The sequence below is a fragment of the Rhizobium sp. AP16 genome (genome assembly GCF_000281735.1).
In the GTDB taxonomy this organism is placed as follows: Bacteria; Pseudomonadota; Alphaproteobacteria; order Rhizobiales; family Rhizobiaceae; genus Rhizobium; species Rhizobium rhizogenes.
The window spans coordinates 1-15,173 of the sequence record NZ_AJVM01000029.1; the positions used below are offsets into that span (position 1 = coordinate 1).

Annotated in this window: 18 protein-coding genes; 8 read left to right on the top strand and 10 right to left on the bottom strand. The window is 61.3% G+C overall.

Annotated features, from left to right (window positions below; all coding sequences use genetic code 11):
- Both PMI03_RS12525 and PMI03_RS12530 read left to right on the top strand, forming a co-directional pair.
- On the top strand, positions 1 to 490 hold a 490-nt coding region (locus tag PMI03_RS12525), incomplete at its 5' end, for a cobaltochelatase CobT-related protein (protein ID WP_007693601.1).
- An 86-nt stretch (positions 491 to 576) separates the two neighbouring features.
- Positions 577 to 1,578, top strand: a complete 1,002-nt coding sequence (locus PMI03_RS12530; RefSeq protein WP_007693602.1) for an esterase-like activity of phytase family protein — start codon at positions 577 to 579, stop codon at positions 1,576 to 1,578.
- A 49-nt stretch (positions 1,579 to 1,627) separates the two neighbouring features.
- Here PMI03_RS12530 and PMI03_RS12535 read toward each other — a convergent pair whose 3' ends face one another.
- Entirely contained in the window at positions 1,628 to 2,266 is a 639-nt protein-coding gene (locus PMI03_RS12535) for a queuosine precursor transporter (protein WP_007693603.1), read from the bottom strand.
- Positions 2,267 to 2,382: 116 nt separating this feature from the next.
- On the bottom strand, positions 2,383 to 2,688 hold the full coding sequence (rpmB, locus tag PMI03_RS12540; RefSeq protein WP_007693604.1) for a 50S ribosomal protein L28: 306 nt from the start codon (positions 2,686 to 2,688) through the stop codon (positions 2,383 to 2,385).
- A 244-nt stretch (positions 2,689 to 2,932) separates the two neighbouring features.
- On the opposite strand from rpmB, the gene PMI03_RS12545 reads away from it, so the two are divergent.
- On the top strand, positions 2,933 to 3,709 hold the full coding sequence (locus PMI03_RS12545; protein ID WP_007693605.1) for a DUF3108 domain-containing protein: 777 nt from the start codon (positions 2,933 to 2,935) through the stop codon (positions 3,707 to 3,709).
- A 47-nt stretch (positions 3,710 to 3,756) separates the two neighbouring features.
- The gene (locus PMI03_RS12550) at positions 3,757 to 4,662 is read left to right on the top strand and encodes a DMT family transporter (protein WP_007693606.1); all 906 of its coding nucleotides are present in this window, start codon (positions 3,757 to 3,759) and stop codon (positions 4,660 to 4,662) included.
- 23 nt (positions 4,663 to 4,685) lie between these two features.
- On the opposite strand, the gene PMI03_RS12555 is transcribed toward PMI03_RS12550, so the two are convergent.
- The 3 genes from PMI03_RS12555 to gloB form a co-directional block, all read right to left on the bottom strand.
- Positions 4,686 to 5,801, bottom strand: a complete 1,116-nt coding sequence (locus PMI03_RS12555) for an alpha/beta hydrolase-fold protein (protein WP_309574366.1) — start codon at positions 5,799 to 5,801, stop codon at positions 4,686 to 4,688.
- A gap of 172 nt (positions 5,802 to 5,973) precedes the next feature.
- Positions 5,974 to 6,399: a cupin domain-containing protein gene (locus PMI03_RS12560; protein ID WP_007693608.1), complete on the bottom strand. Its 426-nt coding sequence runs from the start codon at positions 6,397 to 6,399 to the stop codon at positions 5,974 to 5,976.
- Entirely contained in the window at positions 6,399 to 7,169 is a 771-nt protein-coding gene (gene gloB, locus PMI03_RS12565; RefSeq protein WP_007693609.1) for a hydroxyacylglutathione hydrolase, read from the bottom strand. Before gloB ends, PMI03_RS12560 begins: the two co-directional genes overlap by 1 nt.
- A gap of 55 nt (positions 7,170 to 7,224) precedes the next feature.
- Here gloB and PMI03_RS12570 point away from each other — a divergent pair, with 55 nt between their 5' ends.
- From PMI03_RS12570 to PMI03_RS12580, 3 genes are all read left to right on the top strand, one after another.
- On the top strand, positions 7,225 to 8,004 hold the full coding sequence (locus PMI03_RS12570) for a class I SAM-dependent methyltransferase (protein ID WP_007693610.1): 780 nt from the start codon (positions 7,225 to 7,227) through the stop codon (positions 8,002 to 8,004).
- A 103-nt stretch (positions 8,005 to 8,107) separates the two neighbouring features.
- Positions 8,108 to 9,217 carry a histidinol-phosphate transaminase gene (gene hisC / locus PMI03_RS12575; protein ID WP_007693611.1) on the top strand — a complete coding sequence of 370 codons (1,110 nt, stop codon included), beginning with the start codon at positions 8,108 to 8,110 and terminating at the stop codon, positions 9,215 to 9,217.
- Positions 9,214 to 10,143 (top strand): prephenate/arogenate dehydrogenase family protein, encoded by a 930-nt coding sequence (locus PMI03_RS12580; protein ID WP_007693612.1) that lies wholly within the window; start codon positions 9,214 to 9,216, stop codon positions 10,141 to 10,143. Before hisC ends, PMI03_RS12580 begins: the two co-directional genes overlap by 4 nt.
- Positions 10,144 to 10,184: 41 nt before the next feature.
- Here the strand turns inward: PMI03_RS12580 and PMI03_RS12585 are convergent, their stop codons facing one another.
- Positions 10,185 to 11,198 carry a DUF2125 domain-containing protein gene (locus PMI03_RS12585; RefSeq protein ID WP_007693613.1) on the bottom strand — a complete coding sequence of 338 codons (1,014 nt, stop codon included), beginning with the start codon at positions 11,196 to 11,198 and terminating at the stop codon, positions 10,185 to 10,187.
- A 51-nt stretch (positions 11,199 to 11,249) separates the two neighbouring features.
- Between PMI03_RS12585 and PMI03_RS12590 the strand changes: the two genes are divergently transcribed.
- A complete protein-coding gene (locus PMI03_RS12590; RefSeq protein WP_039973909.1) occupies positions 11,250 to 11,783 on the top strand; it encodes a gamma-glutamylcyclotransferase in 534 nt (177 codons plus the stop codon).
- On the opposite strand, the gene PMI03_RS12595 is transcribed toward PMI03_RS12590, so the two are convergent.
- The 4 genes from PMI03_RS12595 to ftsE form a co-directional block, all read right to left on the bottom strand.
- Complete coding sequence (locus tag PMI03_RS12595; protein ID WP_007693615.1) at positions 11,780 to 12,580, bottom strand: 1-acyl-sn-glycerol-3-phosphate acyltransferase; 801 nt, start codon at positions 12,578 to 12,580, stop codon at positions 11,780 to 11,782. The genes PMI03_RS12590 and PMI03_RS12595 overlap by 4 nt on opposite strands.
- Positions 12,581 to 12,678: 98 nt before the next feature.
- Positions 12,679 to 13,386, bottom strand: coding sequence for a YdcF family protein (locus tag PMI03_RS12600; protein ID WP_007693617.1), 708 nt, complete (start codon positions 13,384 to 13,386; stop codon positions 12,679 to 12,681).
- Between the two features lie 84 nt (positions 13,387 to 13,470).
- On the bottom strand, positions 13,471 to 14,517 hold the full coding sequence (locus PMI03_RS12605) for an ABC transporter permease (RefSeq protein WP_081500805.1): 1,047 nt from the start codon (positions 14,515 to 14,517) through the stop codon (positions 13,471 to 13,473).
- Complete coding sequence (gene ftsE / locus PMI03_RS12610; RefSeq protein ID WP_007693621.1) at positions 14,510 to 15,169, bottom strand: cell division ATP-binding protein FtsE; 660 nt, start codon at positions 15,167 to 15,169, stop codon at positions 14,510 to 14,512. Before ftsE ends, PMI03_RS12605 begins: the two co-directional genes overlap by 8 nt.
- Between the last annotated feature and the right edge of the window lie 4 nt (positions 15,170 to 15,173).

Consider the following 15,173-nt stretch of genomic DNA (forward strand, 5'->3'; position numbering starts at 1 on the left):
GCTCGCCGGCGGCAAGCCGCAGACGCCGGGCCGCCTCAACGACCTGCGCCACATCATCTACAAATCCGCTGACGAGCCCTATCGCCGGTCGCGCGCCAATCTCGGCCTGATGATGCGGGAAGGCTTGCTCAAGGAAAATATCGATGGCGAAGCGCTGATCTGGGCGCATAACCGCCTGCTCGGCCGCCGCGAGCAGCGCCGTATCCTGATGATGATCTCGGACGGCGCTCCGGTCGACGATTCGACGCTGTCGGTCAATCCGGGCAACTATCTGGAACGGCACCTGCGCGCCGTGATCGAGCAGATCGAGACGCGCTCGCCGGTGGAACTCCTGGCGATTGGCATCGGCCATGACGTCACGCGTTATTATCGTCGCGCCGTGACGATCGTCGATGCCGACGAGCTGGCCGGCGCCATGACCGAGCAGCTTGCCTCGCTGTTCGAGGACCAAGCGAGCCAGCCGCGCTCGCGTATGCGCCGCGCAAGCTGAACGCCTTAGGCTTGTTTCCAGCATCGGCCGTTCGGCCGGTGCGCTTACCGATAGCCGTCCTGATTCCGTAGGCCCCGTGAGAGCCCATGAAACGTTTCTGCCGCGCGACCATGCTTGTGATGCTGCTCGCCGGCTGCGCCGCGGTGGATACGCCGGAGATCCACGCGACGGCGATCTCCGCATTCAAGCCCGGTTCCGGGCTGACCCGATTTGGCGCGCTCGAATTCCTGGGCGGTCTTGAGCTTAGCTCGAGCAATCCGCTTCTCGGCGCCATCTCCGCCATCCGTTTCCGTCCCGATCAACGCCGTTTCATCTCGGTGCTGGATACCGGTCACTGGCTGACGGGAACCATCGAGCGCGACGAGGATGGCAGGCTGAAGGGCATCGCCGATGCGCGCATCATGCCGATGATCGATCGCCGCGGTATGACGGATGCCGGCAAGGGCGCGATGGACGCGGAGGGGCTGGCGCTTAAGGGCGACCATGTGCTCGTCAGCTATGAGCAGTATCACCGGGTCGATGCCTATCCCGATTCCGGTTTCGAGACATCGCCGCCCGATGGCAGCATTCCGATTCTCATCCCGAGAAAGGAATTGCGCGCCAACCGTAGCCTCGAAGCCTTGATGATAGCACCACAATCGAGCCCGCTTGCGGGCGCTACGGTGATCGTCGCGGAGGACAGCCTGGATGATCAGGGCAATATGCTGGCGGCGATCCTGGACGGGCCGCTGAAGGGCCGCTTCACCGTGAGACATAGCGACGACTTCGACGCTAGCGACGGCGTGTTTCTGCCGGATGGCGATCTGTTGCTGTTGGAGCGGCGTTTCGATCTGGCGCATGGTATCGGCGTGCGTATCCGCCGTGTTGCCGGCAGCGATATCAGGCCGGGCGCGATCGTGGACGGTACCGTCATCTTCGAGGCCAATTCCAGTTACCAGATCGACAATATGGAAGGGCTGGACGCCTTCCGCGCGGCCGACGGCACGATCCATCTGATCATGGTCTCCGACGACAATCATTCGATCCTGCAGCGAAGCCTGATGCTGGAATTCCGGCTGCACGACGAGAGGCTGGTCAGCCAAAATTGAAAAAGCCCGCGTCTTGCGCGGGCTTCCATCGGCCTATTGTGGCTGATGCCTACGCAGTCGGCGCCTGCGGGATCGGCTTCAGCATGTTCATCAGCGCGCCGTAGGGCAGCAGCATGATGAGGCCGACCGTCACCTTCACCGAGAAATCGCCGATCGCCCAGGAGATCCAGCGCGGAGCGGAGGTGGAAAACACGCCAAGAATCGGCGCCCAGTCGATGGCGAAGGGATCGTTCGGACCGAAGAAGACGAACAACGGCGCGAAGGCGAAGGAGAAGAAGATCAGGGTGTCGAGCATCGAGCCGATCAGCGAGCCGAACAGCGGCGCGCGCCACCACGCCATGCGGCGCAGGCGGTTGAATACGGAGATGTCGAGAAGCTGGCCGGCGAGATAGGCGGAGCCGGAGGCAATCGCGATGCGCGGCTGGGCGGTGACGAAGGAGAGTGCGACACCGACGACGAAGCCGGCGAACACCACCTTGCGCGCAGCCTTCGGCCCGAACTGGCGATTGGTCAGGTCGGTGATCAGGAAGGCAACGGGATAGGTGAAAGCACCCCAGGTCAGGATGTCGGCAAGATTGATGCCGGCAAGCGTCGCCTGTAGCGGATACTGCACGAGGATGTTCGAAGCGACGACGACAAGCGTCATCAGCAGAACGTAGATCAAGGTATGGCGCGATTTCATAAGCATTTTTTTATCCTGGGAGATGCCACCAGTTGGAGTGAAAACCGGACATGGGAAAAGGCTTGCCCGGAGATGATCCGTGCAAGCCTCTCAGCCCGTATGCTAGTCAGACGTGCTAAAGCTTAAGCGGCTACGGCAGCAGCGGCTTCGGCAGTCTTCTTGATGATCTGGCGACGCAGCAGGCGCGCACGCTGGCTGAGCTCATTTTCGCTGGCCTTCAGAAGGAAAGCGTCGAGGCCGCCACGATGCTCGACCGAACGGAGGCCTGCAGCGGAAACGCGCAGACGATAACGCTGGCCAAGAACGTCAGAGATCAACGTGACCTGGCAGAGGTTCGGAAGGAACCGACGCTTGGTCTTGTTGTTGGCGTGGCTGACATTGTTGCCCACGAGGACGGCCTTGCCGGTCAATTCGCACATGCGGGACATGGAACACCTACTTTTGTTTTTCTCGGCCGCTGAAAAGTCGTTCCGGGCAAAACCCAGCGCGCAATCCAACAGGCCATAATTGGAAAGTTGCGGTTCTATAGTCAGAGCAGCCGTCCGCGTCAAGCCAAACCTTGAGCTTTCCCGCAATTCCGTCAAAAAGCTGCTATTTTCTGGTGGTCGCAGTGAGCACATAAAGCGCCTATATATCTTGCCTGCTCTTTGTTGTTTGTTGAAGGCTTCGGTGATGATTCATTTTCGGAAGTGGCTCTTTGTTTCGGCCCTGGTAGCGTCGATGCCCCTGTCGGCATCGGCCGATCCGGTGCGGCATGAGACCCAATACCGCGTGTCGCTTGCCGGTCTTCCGATCGCGAGGGCGGATTTCAAGACCGAGGTCAAGGACAAGCAGTTCACCATCCGAGGCGATATTACCTCATCCGGTCTTGCCGATCTCGTTACCTCGATTGATGCGAGAACCGATGTGACCGGCGTGGTCGGCGACAACAGGCTGCAGGCGACGCATTACACGCTCTACTACAAGAGTGGCAAACGGGAGCGCACCTATGACGTCGCCTATACCGACGGCAATGTGACCTCGAACAGCATCACGCCGGAACCGAATCGGCCGGCGAGCTGGATTCCGCTTGGCGGCGGCGATCTGAAATCGGTTCTTGACCCGATTTCCGGCATGATTTTCCCGGCGACCCCCAATCTCAACCTCTGCAACCAGACGCTGTCCGTCTTCGACGGCGAAATGCGGATGGATTTGAAACTGTCGCCGAAGGGGTCGCACCCCTTCTCGACGGATGGTTTCAAGGGCAAGACGATCGCCTGCGGCGTCCGCTTCACGCCGAAGAGCGGCTACAAGTCAACGCGTAAGGACTATCTCTATCTCGCCAAGAGCGACGGGATGGAGATCTGGTTTGCCAAGGCCGAGGTCATGAATGTATATGCTCCGGTTTACGTCCGCATCCCGACGCAATATGGGACCGTGACGATCACTGCCGTGAAATACGGCAGCTAGCGGGCTTTCGATGCTGACGCCCGCCGCAACAGACCGTGGGGGCAGGGGTGAAGTTTCGAGCGACATTGACGGGGTTCACGGCCATCCTAATGTGGTCGTTTCTGGCGCTGCTGACGGTTGCGTCCGGCAAGATGCCGCCGTTTCAGCTGCTCGCCATCTGTTTTGCCATCGGCAGTATCCCCGGCATCGTCGTTCTCGCGCTGAAGCCTGAACGCCTGCAACTGCTGCGCCAGCCGGCCAAGGTGTGGATTACCGGCATTGCCGGGCTGTTCGGCTATCATTTCCTCTATTTTACGGCGCTGCGTCAGGCACCGGCGGTTGAGGCCGGGCTGATCGCCTATCTCTGGCCGCTGCTGATCGTGGTCGGCTCGGCACTTTTGCCGGGCGAGCGGCTGCGCTGGTATCACATGGTCGGCGCGCTGATGGGGCTTGCCGGCACGGTGCTGATCGTCGGCCGCAACGGATTTCATTTCGAGGGCGCCTACGCCATCGGCTATGGCGCTGCCTTCCTCTGCGCCTTCACCTGGTCCGGCTATTCGCTGATCACCCGCCGGTTTGAGGCGGTGTCGACCGATGTCGTCACCATCTTCTGCCTTGTAACCTCTGCACTTTCGCTGGTCTGCCATCTCGGTCTGGAGGACACGGTCTGGCCGGAAACGGCGTCGCAGTGGGCTGCGGTGCTCGGGCTCGGGCTCTTTCCGGTGGGAGCGGCCTTCTACGCCTGGGATTACGGTGTCAAGAACGGCGATATCCAGATTCTCGGTGCTGCGAGCTATGCCGCTCCGCTGCTGTCGACGCTGATCCTGACCCTTTTTGGCTTTGCCGAGCCGAGCTGGGGTATTGCGCTTGCTTGCCTGCTGGTCACCGGCGGCGCGGTTCTGGCCGCGCACCGGATGATCCTGCGCCGCGATAGTGGTGGGGCGGCGCAGGCGGAAGTGGCGGAACGGGCGTAGTTTAAACGCCCCAAGCCTGGTTGCTATTTCTTGAAGACTTTCTCGAGAAACGCTACCAGCGATGGCCGCCAGACATCCATCTCATGCTGGAGGTCCGGATATTCGTGATAGTCGTGGGCGATCTTCTTTTCGTCCAGGGTTGCCTTGAGCCCGGCAATGTCCTTGCCGGTGACCTGGTCCTTCGAGCCGACCGTCACCGTGAAGCCGCGCAGCGCCTTGTTGATCTTGGCGGGATCGTTCAGCGCGGCATCGACGGCCTTGTTCGGCACGGTGGTCGTTGAGACCCCACTGAAGGTCGCAACCCAGCCGAAGGTGCCGAGATGCGAGAGGCCGGAGACAAGCGCCTGATATCCGCCCTGCGACAGGCCCACGACGGCGCGCCCATCGGCATTGTCGCGCACCCGATAGTGCTTCTTCATGTAGGGGATGAGGTCCTGGGTCAGCTCCCGGTCGGCTGCGTCGGCGTTGATCGGATAGAAATTCTTGCGGCGGTCGGCGCCAGGGAAGTTTTCGGCGATTGCATCGGGAATATCGGTTTCCGTGTCGGGAATGACAACAATCATCGGCTCGATCTTCTTTTCCGCCAGAAGATTGTCGAGGATCTGCGGTGCGCGGCCCTGCGTTACCCAGGAGGCGACCGTGTCGCCGAAGCCGTGATAGAGATAGACGACCGGCAGCGGCTTTGAGGCATCGGTGTAGCCGGGCGGCGTATAGATATACATCTGCCGCTCGGAATTCAGCGCCTTGGAATGCAGCGTCACCAGCCTGAGGTCGCCATGCGCAACATTGCGGGTGTCGAGGATGCTGCCGGGCACCAGAACGAGGCTGGTGTTTACCTGCCGCTGCGGCTTGGGCGCATTGGCGCCGGTGTCGATACTGCGGAAGCCGTCGATGTTGAAATAATATTCGTAGAGATTGGGTTTCAGCGGTTCGCTCTTGGCGCTCCATACGCCATCGTCGCTACGTTGCAGCGCGACTGGATCGCGCGAGCCGAGGACGACGGACACGGCCTTAGCTGAGGGGGCATAGAGCCGGAAGGTGATCGAGCCGTCTTTTTCGACGGAGGTGACGAATTCCTTCAATGGCCGATCCGCCGGCGGCGAGGCGGGGGCATCAAGGGCTAGGGCGGGAACACTCATGACGCAGCCTGCCACGATGAATAAGGGAAATAACAAACGCACCAGAAAACCTCCTCCGAATGAATCAATAGTCTCTCCCGGTGTAAAGCTGACACAGCGCAAAGGTTTTTCAAGGCGGCAGGTGCACGCAGCGGTCCTGGGCCGCTTATCGTGTCGGTGAATGGTAAAATGTTTAGGACGAAACGGGCTTCCAGTCCGGGGGCGCCATTTCGAAACTGGAAAATTCAAAACCTGGCGCCACCGTGCAACCGACCAGGGTGAAGTCCCCCAGGCTTTCGGCGGATTGCCACCAGTCGGCGGGAATGATCGCCTGCGGGCGCTCGCCTTTCGGAAGGTCAATGCCAAGGATGACGGTCTCGCTCGCCTTGCCATCGGCCGAGCGGTGCAGGGCGAGCGGTGCGCCAGCATAATAGTGCCAGACCTCGGCCGCATCGTGCACCCGATGCCAATGCGAGCGTTCGCCCGCCTGCAGCAGGTAGTAGATCGCGGTGGAATGGCCGCGCGCGCCGCCGTGATCGTCCCGGAATGTCTGCACATACCAGCCGCCTTCCGGATGCTGCTGCATAGACAGCGCCTCGATGATCTCTTGCGGCTGCATCAGAAATTATCCTTGCGCTTGCGGATCTCGGTAAAGACCTCTTCGTTGCTGCGGCTTTCCATCAGGAGATGCCGGCGGATCGACGGATCGGCGGCGCGCAGGAAGGGATTAGTTTCCTTCTCCAGCGCCAGCGTCGTTGGAATGGTGAATTTGCCCGCGGCCCGCAGCGCCTCGATATCGGCGGCGCGGCTTTTCAGCCGTTCGTTGTCGGGGTCGATCGTCAACGCGAAGCGGGCATTGGACAGCGTATATTCGTGGCCAAAATAGATTGCCGTCTCATCCGGCAAGACGGCAAGTTTTTGCAACGATGCCCACATGTCCATTGCCGGGCGCTCGAACAGCCGGCCGCAGCCGAGCGCGAACAGCGTGTCGGCGGCAAACAGCAGCTTGTCATCGACGAAGTGGTAACAGATATGGCCGGCGGTATGGCCGGGCGTCTCGATGACATCGACGGTATGATTGCCGAACTCGAAGCTATCGCCGTCGCCATAGGCGCGGTCGAGACCGGGAATGGCAACGGCCTCACCGATCGGGCCGATGATCTCGCAGCCGAACTGCTCCTTCAGTGCCAGATTGGCGTCGACATGGTCGGTGTGGTGATGGGTGGTGAGGATATGGGTGATCGTCCAACCGCGGCGCTTGGCAGCCGCCAGAATAGGGCCGGCCTCCGGGGCGTCGATCGAGGCGGTATAGCCGGTTTCGGGGTCATGGACGAGGACGCCGAAATTATCGGAGCGGCAGAGAAATACCTCTAATTCCAAAGGTTTCATGGTCGACATCATCCTTATTTCACGGGGGTTGATTCGAAATGTAGGCGGTTCGGCCTTGAAGTCCAACGCTCGGCTGATAACATTTGAGGCAATGCACGCCGATATCGTCGACCTCCGCCAATTCTATCATTCCGAGCTCGGTCGCTTGGCGGAGCAGTCTATTACCATGGCGCTGTCCTCGATCTGGGCGCGTCTACCCGAGGAGCGTCTTGTCGGCCTCGGTTATGCCGTTCCCTATCTCGACCGCTTTCGCGCCGACACCGAGCGGACCTTCGCCTTCATGCCGGCGGGGCAGGGGGCGGTGAACTGGCCGATGGATTCGGCATCCTCGACGGCGCTGATCTTCGACGAGGAGCTGCCGCTGCCGGACAGCTCGATCGACCGGGTGCTGATGGTGCATTCGCTGGAATTCGCCGAGAGCCCGCGCGAGACGCTGAAAGAGTTGTGGCGAGTGCTGGCGCCCGGCGGCCGCCTTGTCATCGTCGTGCCGAACCGCAGGGGCGTCTGGGCGCGCATGGAGCATACGCCCTTCGGCTCCGGCCGGCCCTATTCGCGTGGCCAGCTTACCTCGCTTTTGCGCGAGACCAATTTCACGCCGGGGGCGACAGCGGAAGCGTTGCTCTTTCCGCCCTCGAAGCTGCGCACGGTCCTGAGCCTCAGGCGTGCTTTCGAGCGTGTCGGGCGCACACTCTGGCCGGCCTTTTCCGGTGTCATCATCGTCGAGGCGCAGAAGCGGCTCTATCAGGGCCTGCCGGTTGCTGTCCGTGCCTCTCGTCGCGTCTTCGTGCCGGTGCTGGCGCCGCGCGGCATACCGACGACGCGCGACGGCGTGTGACGTCATCTCCCGCCGCGCAAACACTCGACAAATTCGTCAATCCGCTTTAATGCGACGGGGTGTTTAAAGCCGGTCTTTTCCGGCGCTTCCCAAGGTCGATCCCATGAGCATGGAAATGAGCAAGCCCGTCCCGCGTCCCGGCATTCTCGATATCGCTGCCTATGTGCCGGGCAAGGAGCATGCGCCGGGTGTGGCGCGGGTGTTCAAGCTTTCCTCCAATGAGACGCCGCTTGGCGCGAGCCCCAAGGCCATCGAAGCTTTCCGGGAAACGGCGACGAATCTGGAACGCTATCCGGACGGGCAGGCCAAGGAATTGCGCCAGGCGATCGCCGATGTCCATGGTTTGAACCCGGCCAATATCCTCTGCGGCAATGGGTCCGACGAGCTGCTCGGCCTGCTCTGCCATGTCTATCTCGGCGCCGGCGACGAGGCCGTCATCACCGAGCATGGTTTCCTGGTCTACAAGATCCAGATCATGGCGGCCGGTGCGACCCCGGTCACGGTGAAGGAAAAGGACTGCACGGTCGACGTCGACGCGATCCTCGCCGCCGTCACCGGGAAGACCAAGATGGTCTTCATCGCCAATCCGGGCAATCCGACCGGCACCTATGTTCCGGTCAGCGAAATCCGTCGCTTGCAGGCGAGCCTCCCGAAGCATGTCATCCTCGTGCTCGATGCTGCCTATGCGGAATATGTGCGCCGCAACGATTACGAGGCAGGCCTCGAGCTTGTTTCCGCGAATCCCAATGTCGTCATGACCCGCACCTTCTCCAAGGTCTATGGCCTGGCGGCATTGCGCGTCGGCTGGGTCTATGCGCCTGCCGACATCATCGATGCGCTGAACCGCGTGCGCGGCCCGTTCAACATGAATGCCGGCGCCATTGCAGCTGGCGCTGCCGCCGTTCGTGACCAGGCTTTCACGGAAAAGGCAGTGGCGTTCAATACGCTCTGGCTCGACAAGGTGACGCAGGCGCTCGAGGCGATCGGCCTCAGGGTGACACCGTCGGTCGCCAATTTCGTCCTCGTCCACTTCCCTGATGTCGATGGCAAGCGCGCGACTGAGGCCGATGATTTCCTGACCAGCCGCGGTTACATCGTGCGCGCGGTGCGGTCTTACGGCTTCCCGAATTCGCTGCGCATCAGCATCGGCACGGAAGAGGCCAATCTCGGTTTCATCGATGTGCTGACTGAATTTATGGGTCGCAAGGCATGAGCAGCGTCCAGTTCGACCGGATCGCGCTGATCGGCATCGGGCTGATCGGCTCTTCGATCGCCCATGATATCAAACGCCTCGGCCTTGCCAAGGAAGTGGTGATCGCGACGCGCAGCGCCGAGACGCTGAAGCGTGCCGAGGAACTGAAGCTTGGCGACCGCTACACGCCGTCGTCGGCCGATGCGGTCAAGGATGCCGATCTCGTCATCGTCTCCGTGCCGGTCGGTGCCTCCGAAAGCGTCGCCAAGGAGATTGCCGCGCATCTGAAGCCCGGTGCCATCGTCACCGATGTCGGCTCGACCAAGGCCTCGGTCATCGCGCAGATGCAGCCGCATATGCCCGACAACGTGCATTTCATCCCCGGCCATCCCATTGCAGGCACAGAGAAGTCCGGGCCTGACGCCGGTTTTGCCGGGCTGTTCGAGGGCCGCTGGTGCATCTTCACGCCGATTCTCGGCACGGATGAACAGGCGATCAAGAGGCTTCGCCATTTCTGGGAAAGCCTCGGCTCGCGCGTCGACGAAATGGATGCCGCCCATCATGACAAGGTGCTGGCGATTGTTTCGCATCTGCCGCATCTGATTGCCTACAACATTGTCGGCACGGCCGACGATCTGGAGACGGTGACGGAATCGGAAGTGATCAAATATTCCGCCTCCGGCTTCCGCGATTTCACGCGACTGGCCGCGTCCGATCCGACCATGTGGCGCGATATCTGCCTGCACAATCGCGATGCCATTCTGGAAATGCTGGCGCGCTTCTCGGAAGATCTGTCTTCCCTGCAGCGGGCGATCCGTTGGGGCGAAGGCGACAAGATCTTTGAACTCTTTAGCCGCACCCGCGCCATCCGCCGCTCGATCGTCGAGGCTGGCCAGGATGTCGATACCCCGGACTTTGGCCGTCACGCGCTGGATGGGAAGAAGTAGCGGTTTTTTGCCTTCTCCCCTTGGGGAGAAGGTGTTGATCCTCAAATCGGCGGGATCTTCCCGAGTGGGATGAAGCCGCTGAGGGAAAGGCGGCCGCGATCGGCGGTGAGGTCGACGGAGACCTTGTCGCCGCCGCTGGCGAGCGCCTTCAGCAGCTTGGTGGCGGTGTTGACGATATTCTTAGCGGCGGGGATCGTTGCCTTTAGGCTATCGCCCCAGGGGCCGATCTGATTGATCTCCAGCTTGAACTGGCCGGACAGCAGGCCCTGATCATCGAAATTGAAAGGCCCGGAGAGGGTCATGACGCGGCCATCGCCGATATCGATGACAGCCTGATGCAGCACGCCGGCGGCACCATGAAGACCGTTGCTGTCGCTGCCGTCGAGCATGCCGGCCTTGCCGTTGAGCGTAATATTGGCGCTTGTCGATGCCGTCGGCAGTACCTGCGGGAAATCCTTGATAGTGGCGTTGGCGTTTTCGATGCCGATCGCCAGTTCCAGATCGTCGCCGTTCTGGCGCGCATGCATCTCGGTATGATCGGCAGTCACATCGGCGCTCTGGCCGGTGGAGGAAGAGACGATGCTGGCCTTCAGCCCGTCGATGACGGTCTGGCTCTGTTCGATGCCGCGACCCTTGGCGACGAGATTGGATTGGAGGTCGGTCCATGCGGCCGAGACGGTCAGGCCTTGCGTGGTGCGCAATTCCGTCGGTGATTTCAGCGTCCAGGCGATATGGTTCGGCTGATAGACCGGCGCCGAGGCTTGGAGGTTGCCGAAGGCGGTGGAAACGCCCTTGGTCTGGTTATCGACGCTTACCTTGGAGCAGGAGAGGCCGATCGAGAAAGGAAAGCCGCTGAAGGTCATGTCGGCGCATTGGCCTGAAATGCCGGTGTCGTTCTGCTGGCCGAGCGCCTTCAGCACATTTGCCCTCACCATCGTCGTCGCATAGTACCAGCCGCCGGTGTAAAGCCCGGCAAGGATCACGATCAGCCCCAATCCGATGAGCCAAATGCTTTTGCCTCTGCCGGATGTGACGCTCTGGCTTGACGCTGCCATGTTGTTCTCCAATGGTTGAACTGATGTGGTCACAATGATTTGGCGTTGGATATGGACGAATTTTGGGTATTTGGCTACGGATCGCTCATGTGGAATCCGGGGTTTAGTCATGTCGAAAAATCAGAGGCGCTGATTTTCGGCTATCGCCGCTCCCTTTGCGTTCATTCCTGGGTCCATCGCGGCACGGAGGCAAGCCCCGGGCTGGTGCTGGGTCTCGATCGCGGTGGTTCCTGCCGCGGCATGGCCTTTCGCGTGGCTGCCGCCGAATGGGAGGAGGTGCTGACCTATCTGCGCGAGCGCGAGCTGGTTACCCATGTCTATCTGGAAAGGACCTTGGCGATCCGCCTTGCCGATGGCCGGCGGGTGACCGCCGTCGCCTATATTGTTGACCGCGACCACCGGCAATATGCCGGCGGCCTGGACGCCATCGATGCGGCTCATATCGTCGAATCGGCGGCCGGCCAATCCGGACCGAACGATGCCTATGTCTTCAATACGCTGGCGCATCTGCGCGAGATGGGCATTCGTGACCAATGGCTGGAGCAGGTCGCCGGCGAGATCGAGCGGATGCGGGAAGCGTCTTAACCCGCTGCCGCCACCTTGGCCTTACCGATGTCAGCCAGACGCTGTGCGGCTGTCGGCGGCACGGGTAGATTTGGGTTGCTGGCGATGGTTTCTACCAGCAGCTCGTCGCTTGCCTTCTCCGTTTCCTGGACCAGCCGTTCGAAGAAGGAGTCCGGGTCCATGCCCGGCTGGATCGGCGGCAGGATGCGGACCTTGAAGTGGCCGGGATATTTGCGGAAGGTGCGGCGCGGCCAGAACAGGCCTGGATGCATGGCGACGGCGACGACCGGGATATCCAGGTCGCGATACATGCGGGCGATGCCGTATTTGTAGACGGGCTCGGCGCCCGGCGGGCGGCGGGTTCCCTCGGGGTAGATGATCAGCTGGCGGCCGGTCGAGAGTTCCTCCCGCGTGCGTTTCAGCACGTCGAACATCACCTTGCCGCGGGCGCTGCGATCGACAGGGATCATGCGCTGCTTTTTCGCATACCAGCCGAACAACGGAATCCACATCAGCTCGCGCTTCAGAATGTAGACCGGATCGTCGAGATAGGGCAGCAGCGCAAACGTGTCCCAGAAGGACTGGTGCTTCGGCGCGAAGATGAAGCTGCCTTTGGGGATATTCTCCAAGCCTTCGATCTCGAAGGTGGTGCCGACGATCTTTTCCATCAGCCAGACGCTGGATTTTGCCCAGGCCTTGGGGATCGCATAGGCGGCCTTGCGCGGCATCAGGAAATAGATCGGCGTGAGCACGATCATGCGAATGATCAGATTGGCATAAAAGGCGATATTGAACAGGATCGAACGCAGCGTGATCATCAAGGCTTTCCCAATACGCCGGCTTCCGCCAGCATCCGAAGCCTTGCCTACACGATTACGCTGTCAATAAAAAGTCGGCCCACGCGCTACCCGGCATCTCAGTCCGGATCGTCGCTCTGTTCTTGCGAGCGCAGGCCAAGCGGACGCCCTAGACCGGTGATATTGCGGGCGCCAGCCAGAAGAACCTTGGCGTATTCATAGATCATGGTACGCAGCGCGTTGGGATCCGTGAACCAGTTCTTGGTCTTGAGGTCGGAATTGACCACCGGATAGGGAATGAAGTCCGTGGCCGGATCGACATATTTAAGCTCCGCCAGGCTGCGCGGCATATGATAGTTGTTGGTCACCACCAGTATGCTCTTGTAGCCTCTCGCGTGGATCCATTTCGCCGCCTCGCGGGCATTGCCGATGGTGTCGATGGCGTCGTAGCCGATATCGACACAGCAATTGAAGAGGTTGGCGGGGCTCTGCGTCAGCTTGCGGATTTGCGACGGCGTCGTCGTCGGATGCGCGCCGGAGATCAGGAGCCGGTTGCCGGCGCCGGTGCGCAGCAACTCCACGGCCTGGTCTATGCGCTGATAGCCGCCGGTCAGCACGATGATTGCATCCGCCTTCGGCTCCAGCGGTGGCTTCAACGTGGTGATCGAATCGGCAAAATGCAGGAAGCCGCCGAAAACGATGGCGACGAGGAAGACGAAGGCGAAGCCGCCCCAGCGCAGAAAACGGCGGAAAAAGCTGCGCCGCACGGGCCTGTCGCTGTGGAAGCGCTCCCACAACGATTGAGAACTCACAGCCTTGCGAGTCATCAGGTCCATGCTCATGATTCGTTATTATACGCGAAATGCGGCAAGGAACGGGCCATCGAACCGTAAAAAATAATTACCAAAGCGTCAATTCTGTACATTTTCGGTCCTTCCTGGGTCGGAACGAACCAAATCGATCTCGTCGATCGTACGCATGACGGTGAAGCGCGCCGTGACTGTGGTGAGCAAGGCGATGATGAGCATGGTCGCGAGAATGCCAAGATAGCCCAGGGTGCCGACCGAGAACGTACCGAAGAGGGCGGTCGCCTGATCGGTCTGCGGCGTGGCGATCGTGCTTCGTTGCAGAAGGCCAGCGGTGGCGAAGAACAGGGCGGCAAGCGCGCTGCCGGCGGCGGAGCCCTTCAGGCTGATCTTCAAAAAATGCTTCTGGAACTCGGTGGCGACGAACGTGCTCTCGGCGCCGACGAAATGCAGCACCTCGACGATATGGCGATTACCCGAGAGCGCGCCGCGGGTGGCGAAGACAACGGTCAGCACCATGGCGGTGAAGACCAGCAGCAGGATGCCGGTGCCGATGAGAACGGTGGTGTGCGCCATGGAGACGAGCCGATCGACCCAGGTGCGATGGTCGTCCAGCGTCGCCTGCGGTATCTCGCTCTTCAGAAGGCCGCGCATCGCCTCGAAATCCGGCGGGTGCGTCTCGTCGATGGTGATGATCACTAGGCGTGGGACGGGCAGTTCCTTAAGGTCGAGGCCGGAGCCGAGCCAGGGCTCGAGCAAGCGGGCGGTCGCCGCCTCGTCGACGATCTGGCCGCTCTTTGTGCCGACGAAGCCAAGCGCGATATCGCGGGCGCTGATAAGCGCCTTGTCCATGTCGAGATTGTCGTCCGGCTTGATCTGGATGGTGATCTCGCGGGCGATCTGGCTCTCCCAGCTCGCCGCCGTCGAGCGCACCATGCTGACGGCGCCGAGCGTCAGGCACGCGAGGAATGCCATGATGGCGATGACGACGATCAGCGCATTGCCCTGGATGTTGGAGGAGGGCACGATCGGCCCTGTCGGGCGCACGCGCATCTCCGGCCGTCTCTTCTCGGGCGGCGTGGTCGTGGGTCTTTGCGTGTTGCCAGCAGCCCTCGCATTGGCGGGGCCCCTGCGGGGTGTGGGCTCAGTCATAGATATCGAGATGCCCTCCCGACAGGATCATGCGCCGGGCTTCGACCTGATCCATCAGCGTCAGGTCGTGCGTGGCGATGACGACGGCCGTGCCGAGGCGATTGAGCTCGAGAAATAGGTTGAGCAGTCGTCGCGCCATCGGCGGATCGACGTTGCCGGTCGGCTCGTCGGCAAGCAGGATTTCCGGGCGGTCGATCAGCGCGCGGGCGATGGCGGCGCGCTGCTTCTCGCCACCCGAGAGTACCGGCGGCAGCACATTGATGCGCTCGCCAAGACCGACCCATTTCAGCAATTCCAGCACGTCGTTGCGATAGGAGCTTTCGTCCTTGCCGCGTACGCGCAGGGGCAGCGCGACGTTCTCATAGGTCGTCAGATGGTCCAGCAGGCGGAAGTCCTGGAAGACGATACCAACGCGGCGGCGCAGCAGCGGCAGTTCGTTGCGCGGGATTGAGGAGATTTCGCGGTCGAACATGCGGATGAGCCCGCGGGTCGGCTGCAGCGACATGAACAGCAGGCGCAGCAAGGTCGTCTTGCCGGCGCCGGAGGGGCCCGTCAGGAACTGGAACGATTTCTTCGGAATGTCGAAGGTCAGGTCGCGGAGGATTTCCGGACCCATGCCATAGCGCAAACCGACGTTCTCAAAATGGATCAACGGG

What these genes read in the sequence shown, in the direction of transcription:
- PMI03_RS12530 (WP_007693602.1), top strand. Translation starts at nt 577, where the DNA reads ATGAAACGTTTCTGCCGCGCGACCATGCTTGTGATGCTGCTCGCCGGC.
- PMI03_RS12535 (WP_007693603.1), bottom strand. Translation starts at nt 2,266, where the DNA reads ATGCTTATGAAATCGCGCCATACCTTGATCTACGTTCTGCTGATGACG.
- rpmB (WP_007693604.1), bottom strand. Translation starts at nt 2,688, where the DNA reads ATGTCCCGCATGTGCGAATTGACCGGCAAGGCCGTCCTCGTGGGCAAC.
- PMI03_RS12545 (WP_007693605.1), top strand. Translation starts at nt 2,933, where the DNA reads ATGATTCATTTTCGGAAGTGGCTCTTTGTTTCGGCCCTGGTAGCGTCG.
- PMI03_RS12555 (WP_309574366.1), bottom strand. Translation starts at nt 5,801, where the DNA reads ATGAGTGTTCCCGCCCTAGCCCTTGATGCCCCCGCCTCGCCGCCGGCG.
- PMI03_RS12560 (WP_007693608.1), bottom strand. Translation starts at nt 6,399, where the DNA reads ATGCAGCCGCAAGAGATCATCGAGGCGCTGTCTATGCAGCAGCATCCG.
- gloB (WP_007693609.1), bottom strand. Translation starts at nt 7,169, where the DNA reads ATGAAACCTTTGGAATTAGAGGTATTTCTCTGCCGCTCCGATAATTTC.
- hisC (WP_007693611.1), top strand. Translation starts at nt 8,108, where the DNA reads ATGAGCATGGAAATGAGCAAGCCCGTCCCGCGTCCCGGCATTCTCGAT.
- PMI03_RS12580 (WP_007693612.1), top strand. Translation starts at nt 9,214, where the DNA reads ATGAGCAGCGTCCAGTTCGACCGGATCGCGCTGATCGGCATCGGGCTG.
- PMI03_RS12585 (WP_007693613.1), bottom strand. Translation starts at nt 11,198, where the DNA reads ATGGCAGCGTCAAGCCAGAGCGTCACATCCGGCAGAGGCAAAAGCATT.
- PMI03_RS12590 (WP_039973909.1), top strand. Translation starts at nt 11,250, where the DNA reads ATGGACGAATTTTGGGTATTTGGCTACGGATCGCTCATGTGGAATCCG.
- PMI03_RS12595 (WP_007693615.1), bottom strand. Translation starts at nt 12,580, where the DNA reads ATGATCACGCTGCGTTCGATCCTGTTCAATATCGCCTTTTATGCCAAT.
- PMI03_RS12600 (WP_007693617.1), bottom strand. Translation starts at nt 13,386, where the DNA reads ATGACTCGCAAGGCTGTGAGTTCTCAATCGTTGTGGGAGCGCTTCCAC.
- PMI03_RS12605 (WP_081500805.1), bottom strand. Translation starts at nt 14,517, where the DNA reads ATGACTGAGCCCACACCCCGCAGGGGCCCCGCCAATGCGAGGGCTGCT.